Below are 16144 nucleotides of genomic sequence, written 5' to 3' on the forward strand. Positions count from 1 at the left end.
TGAACCGAGATCAAATGTGGGAGCGAGCCTGCTCGCGAATGGGGCGACTCGGTCTGTCAGACCGAGTGTTACTCCATGTCCTTGAGCCACTCGGTGCTCTTGAACCACTTGTCATGGATGCGATCGTAGGTGCCGTCTTCGTGGATCTGGTGCAGGAAGTTGTTGATGAAGTTGAGGCTGTCGTAGTCACCCTTCTTCAGACCGAAGGCCAGAGGCTCGTAGGTGAACGGCTTGTCGAGGAACACCAGTTTGCCGTTACCCACCTTGTTCAGCGCCACGACGTTGTAAGGCGCGTCGTAGATAAAGGCATCAGCCTTGCCGTTGACCACGTCGAGCACGGCTTCCTGCTCGTTGTCGTAGCCGTGGTACTTGGCTTTGGAGATCAGCTTTTTGGCGACCATTTCGCCGGTGGTGCCGAGCTTGGAGGTGATGCGGTAATCGGCAGTGTTCAGGTCTTTATAGGACTTGATAGTGCCTTCCAGCTCCTTGCGGATCAGCAGCGTCTGGCCGACCACGATGAAGGGGTCGCTGAAGTTCAGGCGCAGGTTGCGCTCCTGGGTCAGGGTCATGCCGCTGCCGATCATGTCGAACTTGTCGGTCAGCAGGGCCGGGATAATGCCGTCGTAACCGGTGGACACCAGTTCCAGCTTGACGCCCATGGCCTTGGTCATGGCCTTGAGGATGTCGACTTCGAAGCCGATGATCTCGCCGCGTTTGTTGGTCATTTCGAACGGCATGTAGGTCGGATCCATGCCGACCTTCAATGTGCCGCGCTTGACCGCGTCATCAATGGCACCGGCCTGCGCCGCGCTGACTGCAACCAATGCCGTGACGCCGACCAGCAGCATCGACAGATACTTCTTCATCTTCAAGTCCCCAAAACCATTGCGTTTGCGGCGCGAAATCGACTGTTTTCCTGTGAAAACCGATAGATACGGACACAAAACGGTCCGGGCGCACCAATTCGGGGACGGATGCTAACGCACTCGCTCGATTGCACAAGGGTTTAGGCGCGATTTGTTGCTCGAACACTGACCGTTGATCGTCAACGCAAAAAAAAGCCCCGCTGATTTAGCGGGGCTTTTCATCATGCCAACTGAGGCTGAACGCTCAGCGGCCTGAGCGGCAGCAGCGGTGCATGGGGATCGGCCTTGACCGACTTGCGCCATGCGCCCAGCCACTCGGCGTGGCCTTCGTTCCAGACCTGATCATGCAGGCGAGCCAATGCCACCGGGTCGCTCAGCAACTGCACACGCTCGTTGTTGGTCAGGCCTTCCGGTCCGACCTTCATAGCGTGGCGTACCCGCTCTACCCGCAACCATTCGATCGGCTCGGCCTCGCGGTGACGAGAAGTCGCCAGCGAACACGCCAAGGCGTTCTGCTGTGGATCGACCACCGAACGGATGAAGCCGTCGTTCAGTGCGTGCCAGCGGTTTTCGTGGGTGTACTGGTCGGTCGCCAGCAACGCCTGTGGCGGATTGTATTCCTCGGGGATGAGGAACAGGCTCTCGTCACGGGACTTGAGGCCCAGGCCGACACGACTGGAAATCACCGACACCGGGATCGACAGCATCAACGAACCAACGATCGGCACCAGCCACCACAGGAAGCTCGGGTTCAGCCAAATCACCAGCAAGGCCCAGAAGAAGCCCAGCAAGGTTTGCGGACCGTGGCGCTTGACCGCTTCGCTCCATGGCGTGGAGTCATCGTCACGCTGCGGCGAGTTCCAGGTCGCGGCCCAACCCAGGAACGCGGCGAGGACGAAACGGGTGTGGAAAATCATCCGCACCGGCGCCAACAGCATGGAGAACAGCATCTCCAGCAGCATCGACAGCGTCACCTTGAACTTGCCACCGAACTCTTTCGCGCCCTTGGCCCAGATCAGGATGATGCTCAACAGCTTCGGCAGGAACAGCAGCACGATCGTGGTCGAGAACAGCGCGATTGCCTTGTCCGGGTGCCATTGTGGCCACAGCGGGTAAAGCTGGCGCGGTTCGAGGAAGTACTGCGGCTCCATCAGCGTGTTGACCGCCAGCAGCGCCGTCGACAACACCAGGAAGAAGAACCACAGCGGCGCCGACAGGTAAGACATCACACCGGTCAGGAACACCGCACGGTGCACCGGGTGCATGCCCTTGACCAGGAACAGGCGGAAGTTCATCAGGTTGCCGTGGCACCAGCGACGGTCACGCTTGAGTTCGTCCAGCAGGTTCGGCGGCAGCTCTTCATAGCTACCCGGCAAGTCGTAGGCAATCCACACGCCCCAACCGGCACGGCGCATCAGTGCGGCTTCTACGAAGTCGTGGGACAGGATCGCACCGGCAAACGCGCCTTTACCGGGCAGCGGCGCCAGGGCGCAGTGCTCGATGAACGGCTTCATGCGAATGATCGCGTTGTGGCCCCAGTAGTGCGATTCGCCCAACTGCCAGAAGTGCAGACCGGCGGTGAACAGTGGACCGTATACCCGGGTGGCGAACTGCTGCATGCGCGCATACAGGGTGTCCATGCCCGACGCACGCGGCGCGGTCTGGATGATCCCGGCATCCGGCGTGGCTTCCATCAGGCGCACCAGGCTGGTCAGGCACTCGCCACTCATCACGGAGTCGGCGTCGAGTACGACCATGTATTTGTAATCACCCCCCCAACGACGGCAGAAGTCGTCGAGGTTGCCGCTTTTACGTTTAACGCGACGACGGCGGCGGCGATAGAAGATCTTGCCGAAGCCCTTGGCTTCGCGGCAGACGTCCAGCCAGGCCTGCTGCTCGGCGACGCAGATATCGGCGTCGTTACTGTCGCTGAGGACGAAGAAGTCGAAACGATCGAGGTCACCCGTGGCCGCGACCGACTCGAACGTCGCGCGCAGACCGGCGAACACCCGCGGCACGTCTTCGTTGCAGATCGGCATCACCAGTGCAGTGCGCGCGTCCTTCGGAATCGGCTCGTTGCCGGCGCTTTTGCCGGAAATGCGGTATTTGTCGTGACCGGTGAGCAACTCGAGGAAGCCCATCAGCGCAGTCCAGAAACCGGCCGAAACCCAGCAGAACAGAATCCCGAACAGGATCAGGATGCTGGTCTGCAACGCATACGGCAGCACTTGCGTGGCGGTTTGCAGGAACGGTTGGTGCAGCACTTCTTCGAGGTCGACGAACGACCAGCCCTGGTACGGCATGATGCCTTTCATGTACCAGCCGGCGACGATGGTCTGGCCGAGCATCAGCACCAGAAGAATGTAACGGCGGATCGAACCGACGGTGCGCCAGCGTGCCGCCGGGAGCACGTTCTCGTCTTTCGGCGGCTTGGGCGGATTGGTGCGACCGGTGAGGCGCCGCCAGCCGCGCACCAGAATGTTGGTACGCCATGGCTCCGGCACAACCTTGGTCCGGCGAATCGGTGGGGTTGCCTTGAGGCAGACCCGACCGCTGGCGTCGAGCGCCAGCATTTCGGCGTCTTGCAATTCTTCGGCGGTGCTGAGCGTCAGGCGCTTGCCCACCGAAGCCTGGGCGGCCTCAGTCGGCGCGTCGAACGTCGAAGACGACAGACGCTCATGCAGTTCACTGAAGGACCTGCAGCCCGCGAGTTCCGCGCGCTGCTGGTCGGTCATCGGCAGATGCGCCAGATACTCGGAAAGCGTCTCTGGCTGTACTTGAGAATTACTCATCGGCAGGCAACTGATAGCTCCAGGTCTCGGTCAGGACTTCTTCAGTCGGTGCCGATTCCGGTGTGGCTGGGGCCGCGTCGGCAGCAGCAGGCTGCTTGGCGTCATTGTTGTTCGCCTTGTCCTTGGCAGCTGCGACTGGCTTGGCTTCGGCCTGCTTGGCTTCGGCGGCCTTCGCTTCCTTCTCCGCTTTCTCCGCTTGCTTGGCAGCCACCTTGTCGGCCTTGGCAACGGAAGAGTTGGACGCAGGAATCGAAGTCTTGGCCAGATCGGCAGGCACGATGTTCTGCACCAGTGCAGCACGCATTTCGGTGGACTTGCTCGGGTCCTTGATCTTCATGCGCAGGGTCAGGCGCCAGCCCTTGGTTTCAGGGTTGTAGCGCACGCTGTTCTCGACCAGTTCGGCGTTTTCGCCGACGCTGACCTGGCTGCGCACATCGGTGTCCGGTGCCAATGCCGCCAGGGACGGACCTTCGAAGTCCACCAGATAAGCAACGCTACCGTCCGGCTGACGAATCAGGTTGGACTGTTTGACGTCACCGGTGGACTTCAGCGTCTGACTGACCCAGGCACTGTCTGGTGCGTGCAACGCCGCTTCGTCCATGGTCCAGTGCATGCGATAGGCGAAGTCCAGCGGCTGGCCTGGTTCCGGCATCTTTTCCGGGCTCCAGAAAGCCACGATATTGTCGTTGGTTTCGTCGGCGGTCGGAATCTCGACCAGATCGACGGTGCCCTTGCCCCAGTCGCCTTTCGGTTCGATCCAGGCGCTTGGGCGCTTGTCGTAGCGGTCGTCGAGGTCTTCGTAGTGGCTGAAGTCACGGCCACGTTGCAGCAAGCCGAAGCCGCGCGGGTTCTCGACCGAGAAGTTGCTCACCGCCAGGTGTTTCGGGTTGTTCAGCGGACGCCAGATCCACTCGCCGTTGCCGGCATGGATCGCCAGGCCGCTCGAATCGTGCAGTTCGCGACGATAGTTGAGGATTTTCGACGGCTGGTTGGCGCCGAACAGGAACATGCTGGTCAGTGGAGCGATACCCAGTTTGCCGACCTTGTCGCGCAGGAACATCTGCGCCTTGACGTCGACAATGGTGTCGCTGCCCGGACGCAGGGTCAGACGATAAGCACCGGTCGCCCGTGGCGAATCCAGCAGCGCGAAGATCACCAGGTGCTTGTCGCCCGGCTTCGGCTGCTCGATCCAGAACTCGCGAAAACGCGGGAATTCTTCACCGGACGGCAACGCGGTATCGATCGCCATGCCGCGAGCGGACAAGCCGTAGACGTGCCCCTTGCCAACAACGCGGAAGTAACTCGCGCCGAGCATGGTCATGATTTCGTCTTGCTTGTCGGCCTTGTTGACCGGGTACAGCACGCGGAAACCGGCGTAGCCCAGTTGTTCCGTGGCCTTGGGGTCGAACTTGACGTCGCCGAAATCGAAACGACTTGGATCGTATTTGATCTCTTCGACGGTGTTCGCGGTGATTTCGTTGATTTTCACCGGCGTATCGAAGTGCATGCCCTGGTGATAAAAGGACAGCTTGAATGGGGTCTTCTGGTCCGCCCATTCGGCTTTTTCCGTCAGAAAACGAATTTTCTGATAATCGGCGAACTTCATTTCGCGGAATTCGGTCGGCAGGTTACTGCGCGGCGCTTCGTATTTCTGAGCAGCCAGCTCTTTTGCCTTGGCCGACACATCATCCAGATTGAATGCCCAAAGCTGGCCCGCGCTGAGCAGGCAGAGCATTGCCGAGCCCGCTACCAGAGCGCTACGTAACCGTTTGGCAGACAATTTTGGTGCGTTACAGGGACTAACAATCACGAGCAACCCTCGCCGAAAACAGATCAAAAAACCAACGGCCAGTTAAAGGGTCTGTACGGTATCCGGTGTGAAAAACCCGGCCTTGCAGACCACTCTTGCCAAGTTGGCGAGCATTGTTCCGACTCCGATGGGGCGAAATGATTCCCCAAACGGTTCAGGACAAGTCTCTACCTAAGTCAAAATGGACCAACGAACGCTGATCCCCGTAGCGCGCGATTATCTAGTAGGCCGCGTTACAACGCATCAGGGGTAACAAAGTATTTATCGGGAAAAACGCCTGTTTTCAGTCGAAAAGCGCTTAAAAAGATGTTTCAAGCGCTTTCAGGTCTGTAACAGGAAGGTTACCGGGCCATCATTGACCAGGTGCACCTGCATATCCGCGCCGAATCTACCTGATGCCACAGTGCCATGCACCTGTTTCGCTTTAACTAATAGATAGTCGAAAAGCTCCTCACCCAGGGCCGGGGGGGCCGCGGTCGAAAAACTCGGGCGCAACCCGTTCTTGGTGTCGGCGGCCAGGGTGAATTGCGAGACCAGCAACAACCCGCCGCCCACATCCGACAGGGACAGATTCATCTTGCCCTCAGCGTCGCTGAACACCCGATAGTTAAGCAGCTTATTGAGAAGTTTGTCGGCGCTGGCCCGAGTGTCCTCGGGCTCGACGGCCACCAGCACCAGCAAGCCCTGGTCGACCGCACCCACCACCTCCCCCGCTACCTCGACTCGCGCGCCACGCACGCGTTGCAGCAACCCCTTCATGCTTCGTCGGGAGCCAGATCGAGCAAACGTCGCGCCATCCGATCGGCAGCACGCACCAATGCGTCGGTAATCCCGGGTTCAGCGGCGGCATGGCCAGCGTCACGGATGATTTGCAGTTCGCTGTTCGGCCAGGCCTGGTGCAGCTCCCAGGCGTTATCCAGCGGGCAAATCACGTCATAGCGACCATGGATGATCACGCCGGGCAAATGGGCGATTTTGTCCATGTCGCGAATCAACTGATTGGCCTCAAGGAACGCATTGTTGGTGAAGTAGTGGCATTCGATGCGAGCAATGGACAGCGCGCGCTGGGGCTCGGAAAAACGATCGACCACCAGCGGGTTCGGACGCAGGGTCGCGGTCCGGCCTTCCCACGTGGACCAGGCCTTGGCCGCGTGCATCTGGGCGATCTGATCGTTGCCGGTCAGGCGTTTGTGGAAGGCGGTGAGCAGATCGCCACGTTCGTCCAACGGGATCGGGGCGATGTAGTCCTGCCAGTAATCCGGGAACAAGCGGCTGGCGCCAGCCTGATAGAACCACTCGATTTCCTGCGGACGGCAGAGAAAAATGCCGCGCAGGATCAGGCCGTGTACACGCTCCGGGTGGGTTTGCGCGTAGGCCAGCGCCAGGGTCGATCCCCAGGAACCGCCGAACAGCACCCACTTGTCGATGCCCAAGTGCTCGCGGATTCGCTCAAGGTCGGCGACCAGATCCCAGGTGGTGTTGTTTTCCAGACTGGCGTGGGGCGTGGAACGCCCGCAACCCCGCTGGTCGAAAGTCACGATACGGTACAGGTTGGGATCGAAGTAGCAGCGGCTCGCCGCATCGCACCCGGCGCCGGGGCCGCCGTGTATGAAAACCACCGGCAATCCTTCCGGTGAACCGCTTTCGTCGACATACAGCGTGTGAGTCTCGTCGACGGCCAGATCGTGCCGGGCGTGAGGTTTGATCTGCGGGTACAAAGTCTGCATTGCGCGCTCCGTAAGGGGTCGAGGTCATCCCTGGGGGGACTTCTATTATTCTGCCGTCCGGCATCATAAACCCGAATTACGCCAATGAGCATGCCCTTGCGGAGTCAGAGTTTTGCCGCCAGAAAATCAATCAATGTTTGATACAGCGCATCGACCTCGGCCGCCTGCCCTCGCGCCCGTAAACAGCCATGAACCAGTCCATTGCCGTAGTACAGCGTCGTGGGCACGCCGGCGGCGTTAAGTCGTTCGGCATACTGCACGCCGTCATCGCGCAGCGGGTCGAATTGCGCCACCGCGATCCAGGCCGGTGGTAACCCGCTCACATCCCCGGCCAGCAACGGCATCGCGTAAGCGCCCGGCTTTGGCGTGCCACGCAGATACAACGCCTGATAACAATCCAGGTCGCTGCTGCCGAGCAACGGGGCGTCAGCGCATTCGCTGCGTGACGGTAACCGGTGATCACCACCGAGTCCCGGATAAATCAGGACTTGCGCGCATGGCACCGGCTCGCCGGCATCGCGTAGCGCCAGGCACAACGCAGCAGCAAGATTGCCGCCGGCGCTGTCCCCGGCCACCAACGTACGCTCTGGGTCCAGCCGAAACGGCCCGGTACGCAACGCCCGCCAGACGGCCAGGCAGTCATCGAAGGCGGCCGGAAACGGATGCTCCGGCGCCAGACGGTAATCGACGGCAATCACCAACACACCCAGTGTCGAGGCCAGCTCGGCGCAGATGAAATCGTGGGAGTCAAGATCCCCCACCACCCACCCGCCGCCGTGTAAGTAAACGACGCAGGGCACACCGCCAGCAGAGGGTGAATCCGGGGGTTGATACGAGCGAACGCAGACACCCGCCAACTCGAAATCGACCACGTACAGCCCGGCCGGACGGGGTGGCGTGAACGCCCGGCACATCTCGCTGTAGGCCTGGCGCAATCCTTCCAGACTGGTTTCGGTGCTGTTGAAACTGACGGTTTTCTTGACGAAAGCCTGCATCTGTTCAGAAAGCAAGTAAGGAGCCATGAGCCTGTTGCCCGTTCAGGGAAAATATAGGGGGCCTGCCCCCTGTGGGAGCGAGCAGGCTCGCGAAGGCGGTGTGTCAGACAACATCAATCCTGGCTGGCACACTCTTTCGCGAGCAGGCTCGCTCCCACAGGTTTCGCGGTTGCCGTCAGTTTTTCAAACTGGCCTGAACCGTGGCCACGCCGTCCTTGCCATCAAAACTGCTGACACCCGCCAGCCAGCGTTGCAAATCCTGCGGGTGCTCACGCAACCATTTTTTTGCGACGTCCTGGGGTGTCTGACGCTCCATGATCGGCACCATCAACTGGCTTTCCTGGGCGGCGGTGAAGGTCAGGTTTTCCAGCAAGCGATAGACATTCGGGCAACGTTCGGCGTAGTCGGGGGCGGTTACGGTAGAAACGGTCGCCGCGCCTTCGTTCGGCCCGTAGACGTCTTCACTGCCGGTCAGGTACGCGATGCTCATGTTGATGTTCATCGGGTGCGGGGTCCAGCCGACAAACACCACGAACTCCTTGCGGTTCACGGCCCGTTGCACCGCGGCGAGCATACCGGCCTCACCGGATTCGATCAGCTTGAAGTCCTTGAGACCGAAGTGATTGGTCTCGATCATGGTTTTGATCGTGGTGTTGGCGCCGCTGCCCGGTTCGATGCCGTAGATCTTGCCGCCGAGCTGATCCTTGAACTTTGCGATATCGGCGAAGGTTTTCAGGCCGGCGGCCGCCACGTAGTCAGGGACCGCGAGGGTCGCCTGGGCATCAGCCAGGCTTGGCCGGTCCATGACCTTGACCTGATTGGCGGCCAGGAACGGCGCGATGTTCTTGTCCATCGCCGGTTTCCAGTAACCGAGGAAGATGTCCAGGCGCTTGTCGCGGATACCGGCAAAGATGATTTGCTGCACGGCGCTGGTTTGCTTGCTTTCATAACCGAGGCCATTGAGCAGCACGTCGGCCATGCCGCTGGTGGCGATCACGTCGGTCCAGTTGACCACGCCCATGCGCACGGCCTTGCAGGAAGGGTCGTCAGCGGCCAGGACGCTGGCGCTCAGAAAAGCAGTGCCGCAGAGGATTGAGAGACAGCGGGTGAACAGACCTTTGATGCTTGTCATGGGGAGCATTCTCGTGCGGCAGCGGATTATTGTCGGGCCGGTGTCTTTGTGCACCGTGCCGGAAACATTACGCAGCAGACGAGCGGTAAAAGCGACCTGTGGCGACCGTGTTTTGCACGGTGGCGACTGTCGGCACGCACGAATCTGTGGCGAGACAAAATACCTGTGGGAGATTCTATGTTGCCCGGCAACCCTGAATCCTCAGGCTGACAGGTATTCGCTCTGATTTTTCATCAGAGCAAATGCCACCCGACAAAGTTTTCGGGCCAAGGCCACCAAGGCCTGTGTTTTCGAGAAGCCTCTAGCCAGGTGTGCATCGTAAAACGGCTTCCATTTAGGCGAACGGCACGCCGCCATTGCGGCGTTGTAAGTCAAACGACGAACCTCCGGGTCTCCTTTTTTAGTCAGATGCCGCAGGCCATTCTTCTTGCCGGAGTCATCGACTTCCAGGTCCATTCCCAGGAACGCGATGAACGCATCGCTGTTCGCAAAATCTCCCCGCATAAAAGTGGTCGCCAACCCCGTTGCGGTCAGCTCACCAACGCCTTCTATGGCTTTGCAGCGATCAATATTCTCCTCAATCCCGGCCTCTTTGCTGACCGTGCGCAGCAGTTTCTGAATCGCCTGATCCGCTTGCTTGAACGCCTTCTGCTGAGCGGCCTGCACTTTTTTCAACAAGGGTTCATTGGCCCAACTCAACATCAGCCCAGTATGGTTCTGGATCAGCGTTGCACGTCTATGAAGAAGGCTTTTCAGTGAGCTATAGGCCTTGGGTGGCGGGCTCCAGACCCGCAGTTTGTTTTGTTCACTCTCCAAGTAACGCGCCAGCAAACGGGCATCGCAGGGATCAGTCTTGGCTCGTTGGCCGACGCCACGGCGGTAATGACTCACACGATAAGCATCCACCACGTAGACCTGATGACCCATTTCATGGGCCAGTTCAACGGTGTCCAAGTGGTAAATGTTGGTGGCTTCAAGTGCGATAGCGCTATGAGCAGGCAACTTTTTGAGCCAACGTTTGAGGGTGGTTCGATCGTTCTTGATGGGGTCAAGGGTTTGCTGATCAGCGCGGTAGGCAATGACTTCGGCTTTGGCGATATCGATACCCAGAACCGTCTGCGAAGTAAGGATTGTCATGACAAGTCCTCGGAGCTAGGGTTTAAGTGCTTGTCGGGGTCTACCGTTGCGCTGGCTTGTCTCTATCGTCGGTTAACCGATGAATTCCTTATCGGCGCTTTGGGTAGAAGGGGTGGGACGAGAAGTCTCCCACGGTCTGTACTGGTCAGAGTCAGAATCGAGTCTGTAGTCCCACCCACCCCTTCAAGTCTAAACATACAAGCGAGCCTGCTCGCGAAGGCGGAATATCAGCCAACTGAGATGTTGACCGAAATACAGCTTTCGCGAGCAGGCTCGCTCCCACAGGGTTATTCGCCCGGCTTTAACGGTTGTAGTGCTTTTTGCCCCAGGCCAACAAGCCTTGCAGCAACTCTTTGAGCACCACCCGCGTCGGCTCCGCCAGATCCGCGCGATAACGGAACGGCTCGAACTCTTCCATATACGTGCACTGGCCCAACTCCAGTTGCACCGCATGAATGTTTTCCGCTGGATTGCCGTAATGGCGGGTGATGTGGCCGCCCTTGAAGCGCCCGTTCAGCACATGGCTGTAGTCCGGGTGCCCGGCGCAGATCGCTTCCAGCTGCGAAGCCAACTGCGGATCGCAACTGGCACCGTTGAAGGTGCCAAGGTTGAAGTCCGGCAGTTTGCCGTCGAACAGGTGCGGGATCAGCGAACGGATCGAGTGCGCGTCGAACAGCAGCGCATAGCCGAACTCGGCTTTGAGACGCGCCAGTTCCTGCTGCAAGGTGCTGTGGTATGGCGTCCAGATCTGCTCCAGATAAGTCGCGCGCTCGGCTTTCGAAGGTTCCAGACCTTCGCGAAACAGCGGTACGCCGTCAAACAGTGTCGCCGGGTACAGACCGGTGGTGGCGCCCACGTACAACGGCTTGTCGTCGGACGGCCGGTTCAGGTCGATGACAAACCGCGAATACTCCGCGGCCAAGGTGCTGGCGCCCAGTTCAGCGGCGAAGTCGTACAGCTGCGGGATGTGCCAGTCGGTGTCCGGCAGGCTTTTCGCCTGGGGAATCAACCCGGCTTCGACCGCCGGGGTCAGACGCACACCGGCGTGAGGCATGCTGATCAGCAGCGGCACGCGGCCTTGTTTGAAGTTCAGAACCTTATCCACAACTGCTCTCCTACACGCTCGTTTCGACGCCGTGACGCACGACGCGTTTTTCCAGATCGCCGCCCAGCCAGTACGACAGGTCGGCTGGACGATCGATTTGCCAGGCGACGAAATCCGCCACCTTGCCGGCCTCGATCGAACCGTGGGTGTCGGCCATGCCCAATGCCGTAGCCGCATGGATCGTCGCGCCTGCGAGGGCTTCTTCCGGGGTCATACGAAAACAGGTGCAAGCCATGTTCAGCATCAAGCGCAACGACAGCGCTGGCGAGGTACCGGGATTGAGGTCGCTGGCAATGGCGATTTTCACGCCGTGCTTGCGCAGGGCGTCCATCGGCGGCAATTGGGTTTCGCGCAGGAAATAGAAGGCGCCAGGCAGCAACACTGCCACGGTGCCAGACGCGGCCATGGCGATGGCGTCTTCTTCCGTCATGAATTCCAGATGATCAGCAGACAGTGCGTGATAACGCGCCGCCAGGCTGGAACCGTGCAAGGACGACAACTGCTCGGCGTGCAGCTTCACCGGCAAGCCCAGTTTCTGTGCGGTGATAAACACGCGCTCGACCTGCGCTGGCGAAAACGCCAGATACTCGCAGAACGCGTCGACCGCATCCACCAGCCCTTCGGCGGCCAAGGCCGGGAGCATTTCAGAGCAGATGTGTTCGATGTAGTCGTCGGCGCGATCGACATACTCCGGCGGCAAGGCGTGAGCGGCCAGGCAGGTGCTGCGCACGCTGATCGGCAGTTCGGCACCGAGACGACGGGCGACTCGAAGCATCTTGCGTTCGTTGGCCAGGTCCAGGCCGTAGCCGGATTTGATTTCGACGCTGGTAACGCCGTCACGCATCAGGCTTTTCAGGCGCTTGGCGGCGCTGGCGAACAATTCGTCTTCGCTCGCCGCACGGGTGGCGCGTACGGTGCTGGCGATGCCGCCGCCGCTTGCGGCGATTTGCGCGTAGCTGACGCCTTGCAGGCGCTGCTCGAATTCACCGCTGCGGTTGCCGCCGAACACCGTGTGGGTATGGCAGTCGATCAGGCCCGGCGTGACCCAGGCCCCTTTCAAATCATTGACCGCCGGGTATTCGCCGGACGGCAGTTCACTGCGCGGGCCGACCCACTCGATGTGCGCACCGGACGTCACGATGGCCGCATCCTCGATGATCGAGTAGACGCCTTGCGCCATGGTTGCGACGTGGCAGTGTTGCCAGAGGGTTTTCATCCCTTAGTCTCCACAAATTTATAGATCGATTCGCGAGCAGGCTCGCTCCCACAGTGGAATGCGTACTCCCTGTGGGAGCGAGCCCGCTCGCGAAGAGGCCCTTACAGGCTCGGCAGCAACTTCGCCGTGACCAGCTCATTCAGGCAACGCGACGCCAACAACTCAGTCGCTGCATTGATGTCCGGCGCGAAGAAACGGTCCTTTTCATAGAACGGCACTTCCTTACGCAGAATCGCCCGAGCCTTTTCCAGTTTCGGCGAGGTCTTCAGACCGTTGCGCAGATCCAGACCCTGGGCCGCCGCCAGCCATTCCACAGCCAGAATGCCACGGGTGTTTTCAGCCATTTCCCACAGGCGCTTGCCGGCAGCCGGGGCCATGGACACGTGGTCTTCCTGGTTGGCGGACGTCGGCAGACTGTCTACCGAATGCGGATGAGACAGCGCCTTGTTTTCGCTGGCCAGAGCGGCCGCGGTCACCTGGGCGATCATGAAACCGGAGTTCACACCGCCATTGGCCACCAGGAACGGCGGCAGTTGCGACATGTGTTTGTCCATCATCAGCGAGATGCGGCGTTCGCTCAGGGAGCCGATTTCAGCGATGGCCAGCGCCATGTTGTCAGCGGCCATGGCCACTGGTTCGGCGTGGAAGTTGCCGCCGGAAATCACGTCACCTTCAGCGGCGAACACCAGCGGGTTGTCGGAGACCGCGTTGGCTTCGACAGCCAGCACTTCGGCGGCCTGACGGAACTGGGTCAAGCAGGCGCCCATGACTTGCGGCTGGCAACGCAGGGAGTACGGGTCCTGGACCTTTTCGCAGTTCTCGTGAGAATCAGAGACTTCACTGCGCTCGCCCAGCAGATCGCGGTAAGCGGCGGCAGCATCAATCTGGCCTTTCTGGCCACGGGCGGCGTGGATGCGTGCGTCGAATGGCGAACGCGAACCGAGTACCGCTTCGACCGACAGACCACCCAGGGCCAGGGCACCGGCGAACAGGTCCTCACCTTCGAACAGACCGCGCAGGGCAAACGCAGTGGACACCTGGGTGCCGTTGAGCAGCGCCAGGCCTTCCTTCGCAGCCAGGGTCAAGGGTTTCAGGCCAGCGATTTTCAGTGCTTCGGTGGCTTCCATCCACTCGCCCTTGTAGCGAGCCTTGCCTTCACCCAGCAGCACCAGCGACATGTGCGCCAGCGGCGCCAGGTCACCGGAGGCACCGACCGAACCTTTAAGCGGAATGTGCGGGTAAACCTCGGCGTTGATCAAAGCGATCAGCGCATCGATCACGACGCGGCGAATACCCGAGAAGCCACGGCTCAAGCTGTTGACCTTGAGCACCATGACCAAACGCACCAATGCGTCGCTGATCGGCTCGCCGACACCGGCGGCGTGGGACAGCACCAGCGAGCGCTGCAGGTTTTCCAGGTCTTCGCTGGCGATGCGAGTCGACGCCAGCAGGCCGAAACCGGTGTTGATGCCGTAAGCGGTACGGTTTTCGGCGAGGATCTGTTCCACGCAGGCGACGCTGGCTTCGATCTGGGCCGAAGCGCTTTGGTCGAGGGTCAGTTTCACCGGCTGCTGATAAACATCACGCAGTTGTGCAAGGGTCAGTTGGCCGGGAATCAAATTAAGCGCAGTCACATTCATTCTCCTTTTGAGAGTTTTCTTCTTTTTTCAAGAAGAGTACTACCAGACGCTCCGGAGATATCCGTTGTCCGTCGCTTCCCCCTTTTGTGAGAGGGCTGGCGCCTTGGCACGCTGGTTTTGTTTAAAAATCAGTTCAAATTCGGCAAGGCTTTTTGCAGCAAGGCCGGGTCTTTCAAAACGCCGGCGGCGGCGGCGATGTCCGGCGCCAGCCAGCGATCCTGATCGTAGGCAGGCACGTGCTCACGTAGCAGGCGCCACGCTGCGTCGGTGCCTGCACCAAAGCGGTGTTCCTTGAGGAACTCGAAAGCCTGGGCCGCCAGCAGGTACTCGATGGCGAGGATCTGCGTGCAATTTTCCAGCGCGCGATGCAGCTTCAACGCGGCGTTGGTGCCCATGCTCAGGTGGTCTTCCTGCAAGCCCGAAGTCACGTAGTTATCGAGCACTGCCGGTTGCGCCAGCTGACGGTTCTCCGCGCACAGCGAAGCGGCGACGTATTGCACGATCATCATCCCGGAGTTCACCCCCGGGTTGGCCACCAGGAACGCCGGCAGACCGCTGACGTGCGGGTTGATCAAACGGTCCAGGCGTCGTTCGGCGATGGAGCCGATTTCCGCCATGGCAATGGCAAGCAAATCCGCTGCCAGCGCCACCGATTGACCGTGCGGGTTAGCCTGGGACATGACGCGGAAGTTGTCCGGCGTCCCCAGCAGCAGCGGGTTATCGGTGCAGCCGTTGAGTTCGGTTTCGACTTGTTTGATAGCGTGTTCGAGCTGATCGCGAGCCGCGCCATGCACCTGCGGGATCGAGCGGATGCTCAGCGCATCCTGAGTACGAATGCCTTTGCTCTGGGCAATCACTTCACTGCCATCGAGCAGTGCGCGCAGATTGATCCCGACCTGTTGCATGCCTGGATGCGGCTTGAGCGCGATGATCTCGGCATCGAACGCATCGATCTGCCCACGCTGGGCTTCGAAGCTCATGGCACTGATCACGTCGGCCCACTGCAACAGACGCGTGGCGTCGGCAATCGCCAGACAGCTGAGACCGCTCATGCACGGCGTACCGTTGACCAGGCACAGACCGTCCTTGGCGCCGAGTGGAACCGGTTGCAGGCCTTCTTCGACCAGCGCCTGTTGTGCGGACACGATTTGCCCGCGATAGCTGACGTTACCGACACCCAGCAAAGTGATGCTGATATGGGCCATGTGGGTCAGGTAACCGACCGAACCCTGGGAGGGCACTTGCGGGGTGATGCCGCGGTTGAGCAGCGCCAGCAGGGCTTCGACCACCCGGCGATGCACGCCGGATTTGCCCTGGGTGAAATTGAGGATAGCCGCACACATGATCGCGCGGGTCTGCTCGTCGGCCAACGGAGCGCCAACGCCACAGGCGTGACTGAGCAGAGTGTTGCGCGACAGTTGGCTGAGTTGTTCGTCCTTCAGCGAGACATTGCACAAGGCACCCAGGCCGGTGTTGACGCCATAGGCGCGTTCGCCGCTGGTGACGATGCGCTGGACGATTGCCTGGGCATTCTCGATCCGTGCCCAGGCCTGCGCCGACAGCTCAAGCTGTGCGCCATGGCGGGCGACCGCGACCACATCCTGCCAACGCAACGGGGCATCGGCGATAACGATTTTTTCAGCCTGGGACATTATTAACCTCATGCGTACAACCTGAATATTGATGCAGCTCTGCCGCCGCCTTCGCGAGCAGGCTCGCTCCCA

Annotated in this window: 12 protein-coding genes; all 12 read right to left on the bottom strand. The window is 60.3% G+C overall.

Translation table 11 applies throughout. The annotated features are described in order from the left end of the window. Positions 1–68 precede the first annotated feature (68 nt). Entirely contained in the window at positions 69–866 is a 798-nt protein-coding gene (locus ACW9HW_RS15590) for a transporter substrate-binding domain-containing protein (protein WP_095192265.1), read from the bottom strand. A 221-nt stretch (positions 867–1087) separates the two neighbouring features. Continuing rightward, positions 1088–3658: a glucans biosynthesis glucosyltransferase MdoH gene (gene mdoH, locus ACW9HW_RS15595; RefSeq protein WP_095192266.1), complete on the bottom strand. Its 2571-nt coding sequence runs from the start codon at positions 3656–3658 to the stop codon at positions 1088–1090. After that, positions 3651–5468, bottom strand: coding sequence for a glucan biosynthesis protein G (locus ACW9HW_RS15600; protein WP_095192267.1), 1818 nt, complete (start codon positions 5466–5468; stop codon positions 3651–3653). The genes mdoH and ACW9HW_RS15600 overlap by 8 nt, the downstream gene beginning before the upstream one ends. A 321-nt stretch (positions 5469–5789) precedes the next feature. Beyond that, complete coding sequence (dtd, locus tag ACW9HW_RS15605; RefSeq protein WP_095192268.1) at positions 5790–6227, bottom strand: D-aminoacyl-tRNA deacylase; 438 nt, start codon at positions 6225–6227, stop codon at positions 5790–5792. Continuing rightward, positions 6224–7195, bottom strand: a complete 972-nt coding sequence (gene pip, locus ACW9HW_RS15610; RefSeq protein WP_095192269.1) for a prolyl aminopeptidase — start codon at positions 7193–7195, stop codon at positions 6224–6226. Before pip ends, dtd begins: the two co-directional genes overlap by 4 nt. Before the next feature lie 104 nt (positions 7196–7299). Further along, positions 7300–8217, bottom strand: coding sequence for an alpha/beta hydrolase (locus tag ACW9HW_RS15615; protein WP_095192270.1), 918 nt, complete (start codon positions 8215–8217; stop codon positions 7300–7302). A 148-nt stretch (positions 8218–8365) separates the two neighbouring features. Further along, entirely contained in the window at positions 8366–9313 is a 948-nt protein-coding gene (locus tag ACW9HW_RS15620) for a choline ABC transporter substrate-binding protein (RefSeq protein WP_095192475.1), read from the bottom strand. Positions 9314–9523: 210 nt separating this feature from the next. Continuing rightward, the gene (locus ACW9HW_RS15625; protein WP_457400663.1) at positions 9524–10459 is read right to left on the bottom strand and encodes an IS110 family transposase; all 936 of its coding nucleotides are present in this window, start codon (positions 10457–10459) and stop codon (positions 9524–9526) included. Between the two features lie 301 nt (positions 10460–10760). Then, positions 10761–11564, bottom strand: coding sequence for an N-formylglutamate deformylase (hutG, locus tag ACW9HW_RS15630; RefSeq protein ID WP_095192271.1), 804 nt, complete (start codon positions 11562–11564; stop codon positions 10761–10763). 10 nt (positions 11565–11574) lie between these two features. After that, positions 11575–12780: an imidazolonepropionase gene (hutI, locus tag ACW9HW_RS15635; RefSeq protein WP_095192272.1), complete on the bottom strand. Its 1206-nt coding sequence runs from the start codon at positions 12778–12780 to the stop codon at positions 11575–11577. A gap of 101 nt (positions 12781–12881) precedes the next feature. Next, complete coding sequence (hutH, locus tag ACW9HW_RS15640; protein WP_095192273.1) at positions 12882–14420, bottom strand: histidine ammonia-lyase; 1539 nt, start codon at positions 14418–14420, stop codon at positions 12882–12884. A gap of 128 nt (positions 14421–14548) precedes the next feature. Beyond that, positions 14549–16072, bottom strand: a complete 1524-nt coding sequence (gene hutH / locus ACW9HW_RS15645; RefSeq protein ID WP_457400665.1) for a histidine ammonia-lyase — start codon at positions 16070–16072, stop codon at positions 14549–14551. Positions 16073–16144: the final 72 nt, after the last annotated feature.

It is taken from the genome of Pseudomonas sp. SDO5532_S415, from assembly GCF_054071155.1.

Bases quoted from the DNA above. Each gene is read 5' to 3' on its own strand.
- mdoH (WP_095192266.1), bottom strand. From the start codon at position 3,658: ATGAGTAATTCTCAAGTACAGCCAGAGACGCTTTCCGAGTATCTGGCG.
- hutI (WP_095192272.1), bottom strand. From the start codon at position 12,780: ATGAAAACCCTCTGGCAACACTGCCACGTCGCAACCATGGCGCAAGGC.
- dtd (WP_095192268.1), bottom strand. From the start codon at position 6,227: ATGAAGGGGTTGCTGCAACGCGTGCGTGGCGCGCGAGTCGAGGTAGCG.
- pip (WP_095192269.1), bottom strand. From the start codon at position 7,195: ATGCAGACTTTGTACCCGCAGATCAAACCTCACGCCCGGCACGATCTG.
- hutH (WP_457400665.1), bottom strand. From the start codon at position 16,072: ATGTCCCAGGCTGAAAAAATCGTTATCGCCGATGCCCCGTTGCGTTGG.
- ACW9HW_RS15625 (WP_457400663.1), bottom strand. From the start codon at position 10,459: ATGACAATCCTTACTTCGCAGACGGTTCTGGGTATCGATATCGCCAAA.
- ACW9HW_RS15590 (WP_095192265.1), bottom strand. From the start codon at position 866: ATGAAGAAGTATCTGTCGATGCTGCTGGTCGGCGTCACGGCATTGGTT.
- ACW9HW_RS15615 (WP_095192270.1), bottom strand. From the start codon at position 8,217: ATGGCTCCTTACTTGCTTTCTGAACAGATGCAGGCTTTCGTCAAGAAA.
- hutH (WP_095192273.1), bottom strand. From the start codon at position 14,420: ATGAATGTGACTGCGCTTAATTTGATTCCCGGCCAACTGACCCTTGCA.